At 72.6% G+C, this 14,363-nt stretch carries 10 protein-coding genes; 4 read left to right on the forward strand and 6 right to left on the reverse strand.

Annotated features, from left to right (window positions below; translation table 11 throughout):
* Positions 1-6: 6 nt before the first annotated feature.
* Entirely contained in the window at positions 7-3,543 is a 3,537-nt protein-coding gene (dnaE, locus tag NITAL_RS18805) for a DNA polymerase III subunit alpha (protein ID WP_211262514.1), read from the reverse strand.
* A gap of 213 nt (positions 3,544-3,756) precedes the next feature.
* Positions 3,757-4,539, reverse strand: a complete 783-nt coding sequence (locus NITAL_RS18810; RefSeq protein ID WP_052667681.1) for a hypothetical protein — start codon at positions 4,537-4,539, stop codon at positions 3,757-3,759.
* Positions 4,540-4,615: 76 nt separating this feature from the next.
* Between NITAL_RS18810 and NITAL_RS18815 the strand changes: the two genes are divergently transcribed.
* Positions 4,616-5,866 (forward strand): APC family permease, encoded by a 1,251-nt coding sequence (locus tag NITAL_RS18815; RefSeq protein ID WP_052667682.1) that lies wholly within the window; start codon positions 4,616-4,618, stop codon positions 5,864-5,866.
* Here NITAL_RS18815 and NITAL_RS18820 read toward each other — a convergent pair.
* From NITAL_RS18820 to NITAL_RS18830, 3 genes are read right to left on the reverse strand one after another with little or no spacing between them, the layout of a single operon-like run.
* The gene (locus tag NITAL_RS18820) at positions 5,859-6,857 is read right to left on the reverse strand and encodes an RluA family pseudouridine synthase (protein ID WP_052667683.1); all 999 of its coding nucleotides are present in this window, start codon (positions 6,855-6,857) and stop codon (positions 5,859-5,861) included. The genes NITAL_RS18815 and NITAL_RS18820 overlap by 8 nt on opposite strands.
* Positions 6,854-7,408: a signal peptidase II gene (gene lspA / locus NITAL_RS18825; RefSeq protein WP_169786894.1), complete on the reverse strand. Its 555-nt coding sequence runs from the start codon at positions 7,406-7,408 to the stop codon at positions 6,854-6,856. Before lspA ends, NITAL_RS18820 begins: the two co-directional genes overlap by 4 nt.
* Positions 7,378-7,752 (reverse strand): TraR/DksA family transcriptional regulator, encoded by a 375-nt coding sequence (locus NITAL_RS18830; protein WP_157041951.1) that lies wholly within the window; start codon positions 7,750-7,752, stop codon positions 7,378-7,380. Before NITAL_RS18830 ends, lspA begins: the two co-directional genes overlap by 31 nt.
* A gap of 419 nt (positions 7,753-8,171) precedes the next feature.
* Here NITAL_RS18830 and ileS point away from each other — a divergent pair, with 419 nt between their 5' ends.
* Genes ileS through NITAL_RS18845 form a run of 3 tightly spaced genes read left to right on the forward strand, consistent with a single transcriptional unit; the run spans position 8,172 to position 13,194 of the window.
* On the forward strand, positions 8,172-11,399 hold the full coding sequence (ileS, locus tag NITAL_RS18835) for an isoleucine--tRNA ligase (protein WP_052667685.1): 3,228 nt from the start codon (positions 8,172-8,174) through the stop codon (positions 11,397-11,399).
* Complete coding sequence (locus NITAL_RS18840) at positions 11,396-11,989, forward strand: eCIS core domain-containing protein (protein ID WP_052667686.1); 594 nt, start codon at positions 11,396-11,398, stop codon at positions 11,987-11,989. Before ileS ends, NITAL_RS18840 begins: the two co-directional genes overlap by 4 nt.
* On the forward strand, positions 11,986-13,194 hold the full coding sequence (locus NITAL_RS18845) for a PrsW family glutamic-type intramembrane protease (RefSeq protein WP_052667687.1): 1,209 nt from the start codon (positions 11,986-11,988) through the stop codon (positions 13,192-13,194). The genes NITAL_RS18840 and NITAL_RS18845 overlap by 4 nt, the downstream gene beginning before the upstream one ends.
* A 51-nt stretch (positions 13,195-13,245) precedes the next feature.
* Here the strand turns inward: NITAL_RS18845 and NITAL_RS26675 are convergent, their stop codons facing one another.
* Positions 13,246-14,343, reverse strand: a complete 1,098-nt coding sequence (locus NITAL_RS26675) for a histone H1-like repetitive region-containing protein (protein ID WP_083441764.1) — start codon at positions 14,341-14,343, stop codon at positions 13,246-13,248.
* Between the last annotated feature and the right edge of the window lie 20 nt (positions 14,344-14,363).

Here is a 14,363-nt window from a genome sequence, read left to right on the forward strand (position 1 = left end):
CAGGCATCAGCCGGCTCGCTTCCAGCGGGGTTCCTGCTCGTCACCGCCGAAGGTGCGGTCCCCCACCTCGTCGTCGATCGCGTCCGGGCCGAAGTGCTGCTTGATCTGCCCGAACAGGCCGGGGCGACGTTCCACGCGGAGGTCGTCGCCCAGCTTGAACAGGCGGGAGGATCCGTCCGGGTCGAGCAGGCGCAGGTGGACGGGCACGACGCCGCTGTGCTCGGCGAGAACGCCCTTGAGCTGTCGGATGGCCTCGGACGTGCACTGCTCAGCAGCGAAGGTCACGATGACGGGGGCACCGAGCGCCTCGGACAGGTCCGGTGCGGCGACGCGGTTGGCCAGGACCTTGACCGCCTCGTCGCGCTTCTCGACCTTGCCCGTGATGATCAGGACCGCGTCCTCGACCAGCACCTCGTGCGCGGCGCGGTAGGTCTGGGGCCAGAAGGTGACCTCGACGTTGCCCGACAGGTCCTCGAGGGTGGCCACCACGTAGGTGTCGCCCTTCTTGGTGAACTTCTTCTGGATGGCGGTCAGCACCCCACCCACCGTGACCGACGCGCCGTCGTCCTTCTCACGCAGCGCCAGGCAGGTGGCGTCGGTCGCCCGCTCGAGCACCCGCTCGGTCCCGAACAGCGGGTGGTCGGAGACGTACAGGCCGAGCATCTCGCGCTCGTGACGGAGCAGGTCGCCCTTGTCGAACTCCTCGTCGACGATGATCGGACCGTCGTCGACGTCGAGGCCGTCGGCGGCGCCAGCCTCGTCACCACCGAGGCCGTCGAACAGCGAGAACTGGCCCGCCGCCTCGGCCTTCTTGCGCGTGATCGCGGCGTCGACGATCGGTTCGAACGCAGCGAACAGGCCCTTGCGCGTGTGGCCGAGGGACCGGAACGCCCCGGCGAGCACCAGGTTCTCGAGGGTGCGCTTGTTGAGCACGCCGCCGTCGACCTTGGCGCAGAAGTCGCGGAAGTCGGTGAACCGGCCGTGCTCACGGCGGGCGGCCACGATCTGGTCGACGATCCCCTCCCCCACGCCGCGGACGGCCGCGAGGCCGAAGAGGATCTCGTCGCCGCGCGGGGTGAAGTCGGCCTCGGACTCGTTGACGTCCGGGGGTAGGACCGGGATCCCGAGACGCCGGCACTCGTTGAGGTAGAGCGGCTTGTTGTCCTTGTGGTTCTTGACCGAGGTGAGCAGGGCCGCCATGTACTCGGCCGGGTAGTGGGCCTTGAGATAGGCGGTCTGGTAAGCGATGACGCCGTAGGCGACCGTGTGCGACTTGTTGAACCCGTACTCGGCGAACTTCTCGATCATGTCCCACTGCTGGGTCATGAGCGAGGTCTCGTAGCCGCGCTCTGCGCCCCCGCTGATGAACTGGTCCTTGAAGGACTCCATCAGCTCGCGCTTCTTCTTGCCGACCGCCTTCCGCAGGCCGTCGGCGTCCGACATGGTGAAACCCGCCATGTCGGTGGCGATCTTCATGACCTGCTCTTGGTAGACGATCACCCCGTAGGTGTCACCGAGCACGCCCTTGAGGTCGTCGTGGTCGTAGGCGACCGCCTCGTGGCCGTTCTTGCGGTCGGCGTAGGCCACGTGCATGTTCATCGACAGCGGGCCCGGGCGGTACAGCGCGAGCAGCGCCGAGATGTCCTCGAACCGCGTGGGCTTGAGCTTGCGGACCAGCGCCTGCATGCCGGTCGAGTCGAGCTGGAAGACCCCGAGGGTGTAGCCCGTGCCGAGCATCTCGTAGGTGGTCGGGTCGTCCATCTCGCCGAGGAACTCGGGATCGTCGAGATCGATCTCGACCCCGCGGTTGACCTTCACGTGCCGCTCGGCGTCGGACAGCACGGTGAGGTTGCGCAGCCCCAGGAAGTCCATCTTCAGCAGGCCCAGCGCCTCGGCGGCGTTCATCTCCCACTGGGTGACGATCTCGCCGTTGTCGGTGCGCAGGAGCGGGAGGGTCTCGGGCAGGGGCTTGGCGCCGATGATGACGGCGGCGGCGTGGATGCCGTGCTGGCGCTTCAGACCCTCGAGCTTCTCGGCGGTCTCGAGCACCTTGGCGTAGCCAGGGTCCTCACGCGCCGACCGCAGTTCGGAGGACATCTCGTAGGCCTTGGCGAGCGGCCACTCCTTGCCCTGCGCCGGCGGCGGCATCATCTTGGCGAGGGTGTCGCCGACCGAGAACGGCTCGTCGAGGACGCGGGCGGCGTCGCGGATCGCGGACTTGGCCTTGATGGTGCCGAAGGTGATGACCTGGGCGACCTGGTCCGCGCCGTACCGTTCGGCCGCGTAGCGGATCATCTCGCCACGGCGCCGGTCGTCGAAGTCGATGTCGATGTCCGGCATCTGGATTCGGGCCGGGTTGAGGAAGCGCTCGAAGATCAGCCCGTGACGGATCGGGTCGACCCGGGTGATGTCGGTGCAGAACGCCACCACCGACCCGCCGGCCGACCCGCGACCAGGGCCGACGCGGATACCGACCGAACGGGCGTGCTCGCACAGGTCGGCGACGATGAGGAAGTAGGCGGGGAAGCCCATGTCCCCGATGACGCGCAGCTCGTAGTCGATGCGTTCCTGGACGGCGTCGGGGACCGGCGAGCCGTACCGCTCGCGGGCGCCCTCCATCACCTTGTGGCGCAGGAACTCGGCCTCGGTCATCCCGTCGGGGCACGGGAACGCCGGCAGCAGGTCGAGGTCGAACTCGATCCCGACGTCGCACATCTCGGCGATGTCGAGCGTGGCGTCGAGCGCCGGACCGAAGTCGCGGAACTGCTCGCGCATCTCGCGGGCCGTCTTCACGTAGAAGTCGGTGCCCTGGAACTTGAACCGGTCGGCATCGGAGATCTTCGCACCGGTCTGGATGCACAGCAGGACGTCGTGCGCCTCGGCGTCCTCGGCGTTGGTGTAGTGCGAGTCGTTGGTGATGACCGTCCGCAGGCCCAGCTCCGCCGCGAGCTTCTCCAGCTGCGGCCACGTCCGGCGCTGCTCGGGGATGCCGTGGTCCTGCAGTTCGACGAAGTACCGCTCGGGCCCGAAGACGTCCTTGAAGTCCGACAGGGTCCGCTTCGCCGCCGTCTCGTCACCCTTGAGCAGGTTCTGGTTGACCTCGGAACCGAGGCAGCCCGACAGGACCACCAGGCCCTCGTGGTGCTCGGCGAGCAGCTCGAGGTCGATCCGCGGCTTGTACCAGTAGCTCTCGAGGTAGGCCCGGGTGGAGAGCGCGATGAGGTTGCGGTACCCGGTGTCGTTCTCGGCCAGGACGGTGAGGTGGTAGTAGCGGTCCTTGCCGGTCGAGCCGCCGAGCTGCTGGTCGCGCCGCGATCCGATGGCTTGGTAGAACTCGGAGCCGAGGATGGGGTTGATACCCGCCTTGCGCCCGGCGTTGTGGAACTCCACGAGGCCGAACAGGTTGCCGTGGTCGGTGATGGCGACCGCCGGCTGCTCGTCGCGAGCCACGTGCTCGACCAGGTCGTCGATGCGCGAGGCGCCGTCCAGCATCGAGTACTCGGTGTGGACGTGCAGGTGGACGAACGAGTCCCGGTTGCTCACGCGGCTCCTCCCCTCAGCACCCGACGACGGGTGCGCAACGCTCGGCGACGCCCACGGCACGAGCCGCGGAGGTGGTCACGGCGGGCCGCCCTCGGTCGGCGATCCGCGGACGGAGCCGAGCCTCGGACGGCGCCACCGGGCGACCGTCGGCGTGTGCCGGGGAAGAACCACACGCCTGTGGTTCGGGAGGCTAGCAGCCCGACGTCGGGACGCTCAGGGAGCCGGGTCCGGTGCGACCTCGCGTTCGGTGCTCGCGCGTTCGAGGTCGGTCGGCGCCACACCGACCATCCGCGTGCCTCGGGTCTGCTCCGGCGGACCGGCGACGTCGACGAGGCGGACCCGTGGGTCGGCCGCGAGGTCGCGCAGGTCCGCGGCGCTGGCGACCACCACGGCGGCGAAGACCACCGGCGCCTCGTCGCTCGCGGACGCGCGCAGCTCCCGCAGGCGGGCCAGCTCAGCTTCGAACTCCCGCTCGAACTCGGCGTCACCGAGATCCTCGGCGAGCAGCCCCTCGAGATCGGCGATGGCGGCGTCGAGTTCGGCCTGCCCGTCGGCGAACAGCGCACGCAGGGCCGCCCCCGCCCCCTCGGCGGGGACCGTGCGGGGCTCGAGCTCGGCGGGGAGGCGCACGTGGAGCTCCTCCACCCGGACCTCCTCGTCCACCGGTAGATCACCGACCGCGACGAGCTCGCGGAACGACGCGATCCCACGCACGACCTCGTCGGCTGGCAGCTGCGCCAGGTGCTCGTGTCGGGCCTCGGTGTACGCCGCGAGGTCGGCCCCGGGCGGCGGCCCGACCTCGTCGGCGGGTGCCCGAGCGACCGCATCGGCGTCGACCCGGTCGGGGAACCGGGCCACGTGGATGCTCGCCCCAGCCAGCAGCACCGCCCCTGCCAGCAGCGCGACCAGCCCGGGGCGGATCGCCAGGGACGTCAGGCGGCGCCGAACGGCCGCTGCAGCGACGTCGAGGCGACGGAGCGGTGCGGGGGTGCGCACGGGCGGGCAGCTTCCACACGGGGCGCGTGAGGCTAGCTTCCGGGGCTCCCCTCCCCCCGCTCAGCGAGCGCACGAGTTGACCCAGCCGGAGCTACGCCGTGACCTCGGCGTGGGCGACGCCGTCGTCGTCGGTCTCGGCGCCATGGTCGGTGCCGGTGTCTTCGCAGCGATCGGGGCGGCGGCCGTCGGTGGGGCCGTCGCGCTCCTCGTCGGCCTCGTGCTCGCCGGCCTCGTGGCCGCGGCCAACGCGGCCTCGTCCGCCCAGCTCGCCGCGGTCCACCCGGCGGCCGGTGGTACCTACGTGTACGGCCGTGAGCGGCTCGGCCCGGCCTGGGGGCACCTGGCCGGCTGGGGGTTCGTGGTGGGCAAGACCGCCAGCTGCGCGGCCATGGCGCTGACGTTCGGCGCCTACGCCGCACCGGACCTGGCTCGGCCCCTCGCGGCCGCCGCCGTCGTCGTGCTGACGGTCCTGGACGCCCGCGGGGTCCGCCGGACCGCGAGAGCGATGCGGGTCGGGCTGGCTGTGGTCCTCGGGAGCCTGGCGCTGGTGGTGGTCTCGGCGCTGACGGCACCTGGCGGGGACGTCGGACGCCTGGTGGAAGGTGCCGCACCGACACCCCGGACCGTGCTCGAGGCCGCAGGCCTGCTGTTCTTCGCGTTCGCCGGGTACGCGCGGATCGCCACGCTCGGCGAGGAGGTCCGCGACCCGGCCACGACCATCCCGAAGGCCGTCCCGCGTGCGCTCGGTGCGGCGCTGGCCATCTACCTCGTCGTCGCCGTGGCAGCGCTGGTGGCCGTCGGCGCGGACGCGCTCGCTGCGGCGGACGCACCGCTCGCCACGGCGGCCGCGGCGGGGCACCTCGACGGCGTCAGCGTCGTGGTGCGGATCGGTGGTGCGGCGGCGGCGGCCGGCGTGCTGCTGTCGTTGCTCGCCGGCGTGGCGCGGACCGAGCTGGCCATGGCACGCGACGGTCACCTCCCGGCCGCGCTGGCGCGCGTTCACCCGGTCCACCGCATCCCCCACGTGGCCCAGCTGACGGTCGGCGCGGTGGTCCTCGCGGTGGTCCTCGTGGCCGACCTGCGTGGAGCGATCGGCTTCAGCTCGTTCGCCGTGCTGACCTACTACGCCATCACCAACCTCGCGGCGCTCCGGCTGGCAGCCCACGAGCGGCACTGGCCACGTTGGGTCGCTGGCGCCGGCCTGATCGGGTGCACGGTCCTCGCGCTGTCCCTCCCCGCGCAGGCGGTGATCGGTGGGGCGGTGCTGCTGGTCCTCGGCCGGGCCGCCTTCGAGGTCAGCTCGCGGCGTGGAGGCCGGGTCAGCTGAGGTCGCGACCCGACGCGGTGGGCGGTGGCTGATCACCGAGGGCCTCGGCGACGTCCGGCACCTCGATCCCGGCGCGCCGGAGCGCTGCGGCCAGGTCCTCCGGCAACGGCTCGGCGAGGTCGACCGCCTCGCCGGTGACCGGGTGGGTGAACGCGAGCCGTCCGGCGTGCAGGGCGGGACGGTCGAGGTCGAGGGCCGCCGCGAGCGCGGGGCGCGGGCCGTACACCGTGTCCCCCGCCACAGGGTGACCGATCGCGGTCAGGTGCACCCGGATCTGGTGGGTCCGGCCCGACTCCAGCCGGCAGGCGAGCAGCGAGACGGGACGATCGTCGACGTGCCCCGTGGCCACCGTCGCGTACCGGGTGACCGCGGGCTTGCCGTCGGGCACCGTGGCGAACCGCCGACGGTGATCGGGATCGCGCCCGATGGGAGCCTCGATCCGGCCGACGCGGTTGTCCGGCACCCCGGCGACCAGCGCGAGGTAGCGCCGGGTCACGTCACGCCGACGCAGGGCGTCGACCAGCGCCTCGTGGACCGGATCGGTGCACGCGACCACCAGCAGCCCGGTGGTGTCACGGTCGAGGCGGTGGACGATGCCGGGCCGTCCCTCGCCGCCGGCGGGGGCCAACGGCACGCCGGCCGCCACCAACGCGTCGACGAGGGTCCCGTCGGCGTGCCCGGGACCGGGGTGCACGACGAGGCCGGTCGGCTTGGCGAGGACCACCAGGTGCTCGTCGCGGAAGCGCACGGGGGGCAAGGGCGGTGCCGGCTGACCAGGCTCGTCTTCGGCGGCGGCCACCGTCACCCGCTCCCCGGCGCGGACCCGGTGGCTGCGGCGTGCCGGCGCCCCGTCGACGGTGACGTCGCCCGCGTCGATGCGGGCCGCCACCTGCGCCCGGGGCAGGGCGAGGGTGCGTGCGACGACGACGTCGAGACGGTCGCCCTCGTCCGCACCGGTGACCCGGAACTCGGCGGCGTCGCTGACCGTCACGCGCTGGCCTGTTCAGCCCGGCTCGCACGCCGATCCTCGAGGAGGAGGGCGATCACCAGCAACGCGAACCCGATCGTGATCCAGGAGTCGGCGGCGTTGAAGCGCGGGAAGTTGCCCCAGGCGACGAAATCGACCACCTTGCCCGACAGGAACCCGTCCTGCGCCCGCAGGACCCGGTCGAACATGTTCCCGATCGCCCCCGACAGCAGCAGCCCGTAGGCCGACGCCTGCAGCAGCGTCGGCGCGTGCGGGAGGCTGCGCACCACGATCGTGACCACGAGCACGGCCACCACCAGGAACACCCAGGTCGGTGCCCGCAGCCCGAACGCCGCGCCCGGGTTCTCCACGAGCTGCCACCCGACACCGTCACCGAGCAGCGGGACGAAACGGCCCGGCTCGAGCAGGCGCAGCGCGACGAGCTTGGTCGCCTGATCGAGCACGATGCCCGCAGCGGCGATCAGAGCGGCGACCGGGACGGCCAGCGGGTGCGGTGGCGGTGCCGGCGTGGTGTCGGCGGCGGTCAGCGTCCGGACTCGTCGCGGCGCTTGCACTCGAGGCAGAGGGCCGCCGCGGGGACGGCCTCCAGGCGGTCGAAACCGATGTGCTGCCCGCAGCGCACGCAGACGCCGTAGGTGCCGGCATCGAGCCGCCGCAGCGCCTCGTCGATCTCGTCGACCAGCCGGCTCGCGTGATCCGACAGCGTGGCAGCGGTCTCGCGCTCGGCGCTGGCGGTCCCACGGTCGGCGATGTCGTCGCCGGACCCATCGCCCCGCCAGCGGTCGACGCCGGCCTCGGCACGCAGATCCTCGGCCTGGGCGACCAGCCCCGCGCGCTCCTCTCGGAGGGTCTCCTCGAGGGTGCGGATCTGGGTCTTGGTGAGCTTCTTCGCCGCCATGGTGTGCGCTTCCGACCGGGTCGTGGCCGGCGGAAGGTAGCAGCGGCGGGCCTCCACGGCTCCCACGAGCGGTCAGGGGCCGTAGACTCCGCTCGACGAGACGACGAGGACGCGGCGCGCGGACCCGTCCACCACGAGCGAGCCGGGACGGTGGAAGCCGGCGGTGGGACCCGCGTGCACATCACCTCCGATCGGTCCGGTCGAGGCCCGCTCCGGCGGCGCGGAGGCCGGGACGGGCCCCGCACGGCACGCGGGCCGACCGGGGCGACCCGGCGGAAGCGACGAGCGGGTGCGGGCAGCTCCACGGCCCCGCACCAACGAGGGTGGGACCGCGGCGCCGCAGGCGTCGTCCCTCGGGAGACCGGCACGCACACGTGCCGTCCCGAGCGGACGGCACCCAGCAACGAGGCGCACGTCCCATGACCGCTCCCTCCCCCGACACCGCCCGCAGCAGTTGGCCCGCGGTGCCCGCCAAGCCCGACCTGCCCGCCCTCGAGCGTGAACTGCTCGACCGCTGGGCCGAGCTGGACGTCTTCGCCACCTCGGTCCGCCAGCGGGCCGACGGGCCGGTCTGGACCTTCTACGAGGGGCCGCCGACCGCCAACGGCCGACCCGGGACCCACCACGTCGAGGCGCGGGTCTTCAAGGACGTCTTCCCGCGGTACCGGACCATGAAGGGCGCGTCGGTCCGCCGCAAGGGTGGCTGGGACTGCCACGGGTTGCCGGTCGAGCTGGAGGTCGAGAAGGAGCTCGGTCTCGACTCCAAGGCCGACATCGAGGCCTACGGCATCGAGGCGTTCAACGAGCGATGCCGGGAATCGGTGGGACGCTACGTCGGCGCGTTCGAGGCGCTCACCGAGCGGATCGCGTTCTGGGTCGACATGGACGACGCCTACCGCACCATGGACCCCGAGTACGTCGACTCGCTCTGGTGGGGTCTGTCGCAGCTGTGGGACCGGGACCTGATCTTCGAGGACTTCCGTGTCGCGCCGTACTGCGGCCGCTGCGGGACCGCCCTGTCCGACGCCGAGGTGGCGCAGGGCTACCAGGAGACCGACGACCCGTCGGTGTACGTCCGTTTCCCGCTGCTGGAGGGACCACTCGCCGACCGGGGGGCGGCGCTCGTGGTGTGGACCACGACGCCGTGGACCCTGCCCTCGAACACCGGCTGCGCGGTCGGGACCGACGTCGACTACGTGCTCGCCCGACGCGCCGGTCACGACGAGCTGCTCGTGCTCGCCCGTGACCTCACCACCACCGTGCTCGGTGAGGACGCCGAGGTGCTCGAGTCCGTGGCCGCCGACGAGCTCGTCGGCCTGCACTACGAGGGGCCCTTCGACTGGGCACAGCCCAGCACCGGAGCCGACGGCGCGCCCGCCGACTGGCGCTACATCGTGGCCGCCGACTTCGTCACCACCACCGACGGGTCGGGCATCGTCCACCTCGCCCCGGCGTTCGGCGCCGACGACATGGCCGTCGGGCGCAGCGAAGGGCTGCCCGTCGTCAACCCGGTCGGCCCGGACGCCCGCTTCACCACGGGGCCGTGGGCGGGCGAGTTCGTCAAGGATGCCGACGAGGCCATCACGGCCGACCTCGACGCGCGCGGCCTCCTGGTGTCCTCGTCGAGGTACCGCCACACCTACCCGTTCTGCTGGCGGTGCAAGCGCCCGCTGATCTACTGGGCCAAGCCCTCCTGGTACATCCGCACCACCGCGGTCCGCGACCAGCTCCTGGCCAACAACGCGACCATCGACTGGCACCCCGAGCACATCCGCGACGGCCGCTTCGGCAAGTGGCTCGAGAACAACGTCGACTGGGCGTTGTCACGGGACCGCTACTGGGGCACGCCGCTGCCGTTCTGGCGGTGCGACGACTGCGACCACGTGACGGTCGTCTCCTCGCGTGCGCACCTGTCCGAGCTGACCGGCGAGGACCACCACGACCTCGATCCGCACCGACCCTACGTCGACGACGTGACCGTGCCCTGCGGCTCGTGCGGTGCGACCGCGCGCCGCGTCCCGGACGTGGCCGATGCCTGGTTCGACTCGGGCGCGATGCCCTACGCCCAGTGGGGCTACCCGCACCGCGGCGTCGAGGAGTTCCAGAAGCACTACCCGGCCGACTACATCTGCGAAGCGATCGACCAGACCCGCGGATGGTTCTACACGCTGCTGGCGGAATCGACGCTGCTGTTCGGTGACAGCTCCTACCGGGCCTGCCTCTGCCTCGGCCACATCGTGGACGAGGACGGGCGGAAGATGTCGAAGTCGGCCGGCAACATCCTCGATCCGGACGAGCTGATCGACCGCCACGGCGCCGACGCGCTGCGCTGGTTGATGCTCGCCGAGGGCAGCCCGTGGCTGTCGCGCCGTGTCGGCCACCAGCTGCTCGAGGACATCGTCCGGCGGTTCCTCCTGACGCTGTGGAACACCCACGTGTTCCTCACCACCTACGCGCGTCTCGACGGCATCGACCTGTCCGATCCCGCCGTCCCCGCCGTCGCCGACCGTCCGGCGTCGGACCGGTGGGTGCTGGCCGAGCTCGCCGACCTGGTCGACACCGTCGACGTGTCGCTCGACCGTTTCGACGTCACCACGTCCTCGCGGCGCATCGAGCGCTTCGTCGACGACCTGTCGAACTGGTACGTGCGGCGCGGACGCCGACGCTTCTGGAAGGGCGTGTCCGCGGACGCCGAGGATCAGGCCGACAAGCTCGCCGCCTACGCGACGCTGCACACCTGCCTGGTCACGGTCGCGCAGCTGCTCGCCCCGTTCACCCCGTTCATCGCCGACCGGCTGTGGCAGGACCTGGTGGTCTCCCAGGACCCGGAGGCGCCGACGTCGGTCCACCTCAGCGACTTCCCGGTGCCCGACCCGGCCTGGCGGGACGAACCGCTGCGCGCCGCCATGGCGACCACCCGACGGGTGGTGGAGCTCGGCCGACAGGCCCGCACCGACAGCGCGGTCAAGGTCCGTCAACCGCTCGCCCGCGCGTTGATCACCGTCCCTCCCGACGAGCGCGAGGGGCTCGCCCAGCTGGTCGGTGAGGTGGCCGACGAGCTGAACGTCAAGCAGGTCGAGCTGTCCGACGGCACCGGGGACCTCGTCGAACGGTCCGTGAAGCCCAACTTCCGCGCCCTCGGGCCCGCGTTCCAGAAGCGAGCACCGCAGGTCGCCGCAGCGCTCAAGGAGCTCGACGGCGACGCGTCGGCGGCGCTGGCCGCCACGCTCGCTGCGACGGGCGAGGCGACCGTCGGGGTGGATGGCGACCAGCTCGCCATCACACGCGAGATGGTGGAGATCGTCGAGACCCCACGCACCGGGTGGGCCGTCGCCACCGAGGGCAGCACCTCGTTCGCGCTCGACACGGCGCTCGACCGGGACCTCGAGGTGGAGGGCGCCGCGCGTGAGCTCGTCCGCGCCGTCAACGACCAGCGCAAGGCCGCCGGCCTGCAGCTCGACGATCGCATCGAACTGGTCGTGGCCGTGACCCCGGAAGCCCTCGACGCCGACCTCGACGCCGGCGGGTGGTACACGTTCCTGGCCCGCGAGGTGCTGGCCACCGACGTGCACCGGGCCCCGACCGCCGACGCCGTCGCGATCGACCTCGGAGGCCTCGGCCAGGCACGCGTGTGGATCCGGACGTGAGCGCCGGCCGGCGCCTCGGCGCGGCGGGCACCGTCGCCACGCTGGCCGCCGGCCTCGTCGGCCTCGCGCGGCAACGCAGCGAGGCGCAACGCGTCCGTCGCGGCGAGCTCCCACCCGCGTCGGCCGCGAGCGATCCTCGGGCCGCGCTCCCCCAGGGACGCCTCGGCGAGCGCATCTCGGCGTGGGCCCCTGCACGCCCGACCACGCCAGGTGGACGCGCCGCAGCCACGCTGTGGGCATCACCGCTGACGGCGGTGGGGTTGCTGCTGGCGGCCCTCGCCGGGCGCCGCCCCCGGTGGGACACCACCCACGGTTGCTTCGTCGTCGACGGGATGCGGGGCCCATCCGCGCACGCGCTGCGGGCGGTGGGGGCGTCGGCGAACACCATCGGGCAGGTCGTGCTGTCCCGGTACGAGCAGACGCCTGAGGTCCTCCTCGCCCACGAGGTCGTCCACGTGCGCCAGACCGAGCGGCTCGGACCGCTGATGTTCCCCGCCTACGTCTGGCTCGGGGCTCGGTACGGCTACCGCGACCACCCCCTGGAGCGGTCGGCCCGCGCGGGGGCACGCCGGGCGGTGGGTCCGAGGTGACCACGCCGAGCCCGCCACCCCGACCACAGCCGCAGCCGCCACGCCCGTCGTCGCGCAGCCCGCTGCCGCACCGCCCACCCCCGGGCGCGCCTCCACCGGCGTGGTACCGCGACCCGGCGAACGCCGAGCTGCAGCGCTGGTGGGACGGCCAGCGGTGGACCGAGCACGTCCGCGTGCCACCGTCGGGACGTCGGTTGCCCCCGTGGCTCAGCGTGCCGGTCCTGGCCGCGGGAGCCATCGTGCTGCCGCTCTCGGTGCTGGCCGTGATCTTCGTCCCCGTGATCGTCGCCATGACGGCCCTGCCGCTCGCGGTGGTCTTCGCCACCTTCACCTGGCTCGACCGCATCGAGCCCGAACCCTGGACCGCACGCCTGCACGCCACGCTCTGGGGCGCGACGGTCGCCGCGCTGGGCGCCGGCGTGGTCAACACGATCGTGGCGATCACGGTGGGCGACGTCGCGACCTTGGTGGTGTCCGCACCGATCGTCGAGGAGGTGCTGAAGGTCGGCGGGGTCCTGTACGCGGCGACCCGTCGTCGGGACGTGAGCTCCACGATGGACGGGGTGGTCTTCGCCGGCTGGGTCGCTGCCGGGTTCGCCGCGACCGAGAACGTCCTCTACCTGGTGGAGGGGGCCGAGGTGGGTGCGCTGACCGTCACCTTCGTGGTCCGCGGGCTGCTCACGCCGTTCGCGCATCCGCTGTTCGCGCTGCCCGCCGGCCTCGCCGTCGGCTGGGCCATCTCACAACGTCGCAGCCCGTGGACCTGGGCGGCCGTCGGCCTCGTTCCGGCGATCGCCGCCCACGCCCTGTGGAACGCCACCACGCTGCTGGCCGTCGACGTGACCGGGGTGATCGTGGCGGGGGCGCTGCTGCTCGGGTTCGTCGCCCTGTTCGTGGGGTGCGCCATCACCCTCGCGGTCGGTCGCCGGCGGCGCGCCCGCCGCTTCGTCCAGCTGGTGCCGATGCTGACGGCGCGCTACCAGCTCCGCTACGAGGAGCTGGTCGCCTTCTCGGACTGGCGGCGGTTGCTGGCGACCCGGCGGATGCTGCCCGATCGTCCGACCCGGCGACGGTTCGACGCGGTGCACGGAGCCGTCGCCCGGCTCGCTGCCCTCCAGGACCGGCCGGGTGGTCCGACGCTCGACGAGGAGCAGCGCGCCCTGGCCGAACTGGCGGCCGCACGCGCCGGAGCCCCCGCCCACTGACGGGCGACGCCCGGCACGAGGCCGGGCGTCAGGGACGTGCAAGTGGCGCGGTCAGCGCAGCGCATCCTTGATGGCCCGAGCCGTGCCCTCGCCGATACCCGGGACGGCACTGAGGTCCTCGACGCTGGCGGCAGCGACGGCGTCGATCGAACCGAAGCGGGCCACGAGCTTGTCCCGCTTGGCCGGGCCGAGACCGCGGACACCGACGAGATCGCTGGCCGAACGACCCGAGGCGGTGGCCTTCTTCGCCGTGGCCTTCTTCGCGGTCGCCTTCTTCGCGGTCGCCTTCTTCGCGGTCGCCTTCTTCGCCGTGGCCTTCTTCGCCGTGGCCTTCTTCGCCGTGGCCTTCTTCGCGGTCGCCTTCTTCGCGGTCGCCTTCTTCGCGGTCGCCTTCTTCGCCGTGGCCTTCTTCGCCGTGGCCTTCTTCGCCGTGGCCTTCTTCGCCGTGGCCTTCTTCGCCGTGGCCTTCTTCGCCGTGGCCTTCTTCGCGGTCGCCTGCTTGGTCGTCGCCTTCTTCGCCGTCGGGGTCGGCGTCAGCGTCGCCTCGGCCTCCGCCGCGTCCGTCACGGCCGGCTCCTTCGCGGCGGTCCGACTGCTCGGTGCGGTCGCCGCGGCGGTGCGGGTCCGCTTGACCACCGCGCGCTTCGCCACCGGACGGACCGGGTCCTGCTCGTCCGCCGCTCGGGCCGCCGCGCCGGCGGCGACACCCGCATCTGCGGCGCCGCCCGCTGCGGACGTCGGCACCTCAGCGGTGTCGGCCGCGCCCGCGGCTGCCGGGCGACGGAACGCTGCGTTGTCGTCGCCGATGGTCGGGGTCGCCTCGACCTTGCGGACGACCGCGGTCTGCCGCTCGTCGACCACGTCGGCCACGTCGGCGTCGGTGGCGGCCTCCCTGCGACCACCAGCGATGGCGACCGGCGTGCGAGCGACCGCAGCACCACCGTCGCGGGTGGGGCTCACGTCGCCGTACCCGGCGGGTCCGGCGCTGGCTTCCTCGCGGCGGCGCAGGAGCACACCGGCGCCCAGCACCGCCATCGCCGCGACGCAGGTGGCGATGGACACGTAGATGAGGACCAGCCCGTCCTGGAACACCCCGAGCACCAGCGTGACGGCCGCGACGATGACGAGGACCAAACTGAGGAAGATCACCGGTGACCCTTGCGCTCACG

It is taken from the genome of Nitriliruptor alkaliphilus DSM 45188 (genome assembly GCF_000969705.1).
Taxonomy (GTDB): Bacteria; Actinomycetota; Nitriliruptoria; order Nitriliruptorales; family Nitriliruptoraceae; genus Nitriliruptor; species Nitriliruptor alkaliphilus.

Bases quoted from the DNA above. Each gene is read 5' to 3' on its own strand.
- NITAL_RS18830 (WP_157041951.1), bottom strand. From the start codon at position 7,752: ATGGCGGCGAAGAAGCTCACCAAGACCCAGATCCGCACCCTCGAGGAG.
- ileS (WP_052667685.1), top strand. From the start codon at position 8,172: ATGACCGCTCCCTCCCCCGACACCGCCCGCAGCAGTTGGCCCGCGGTG.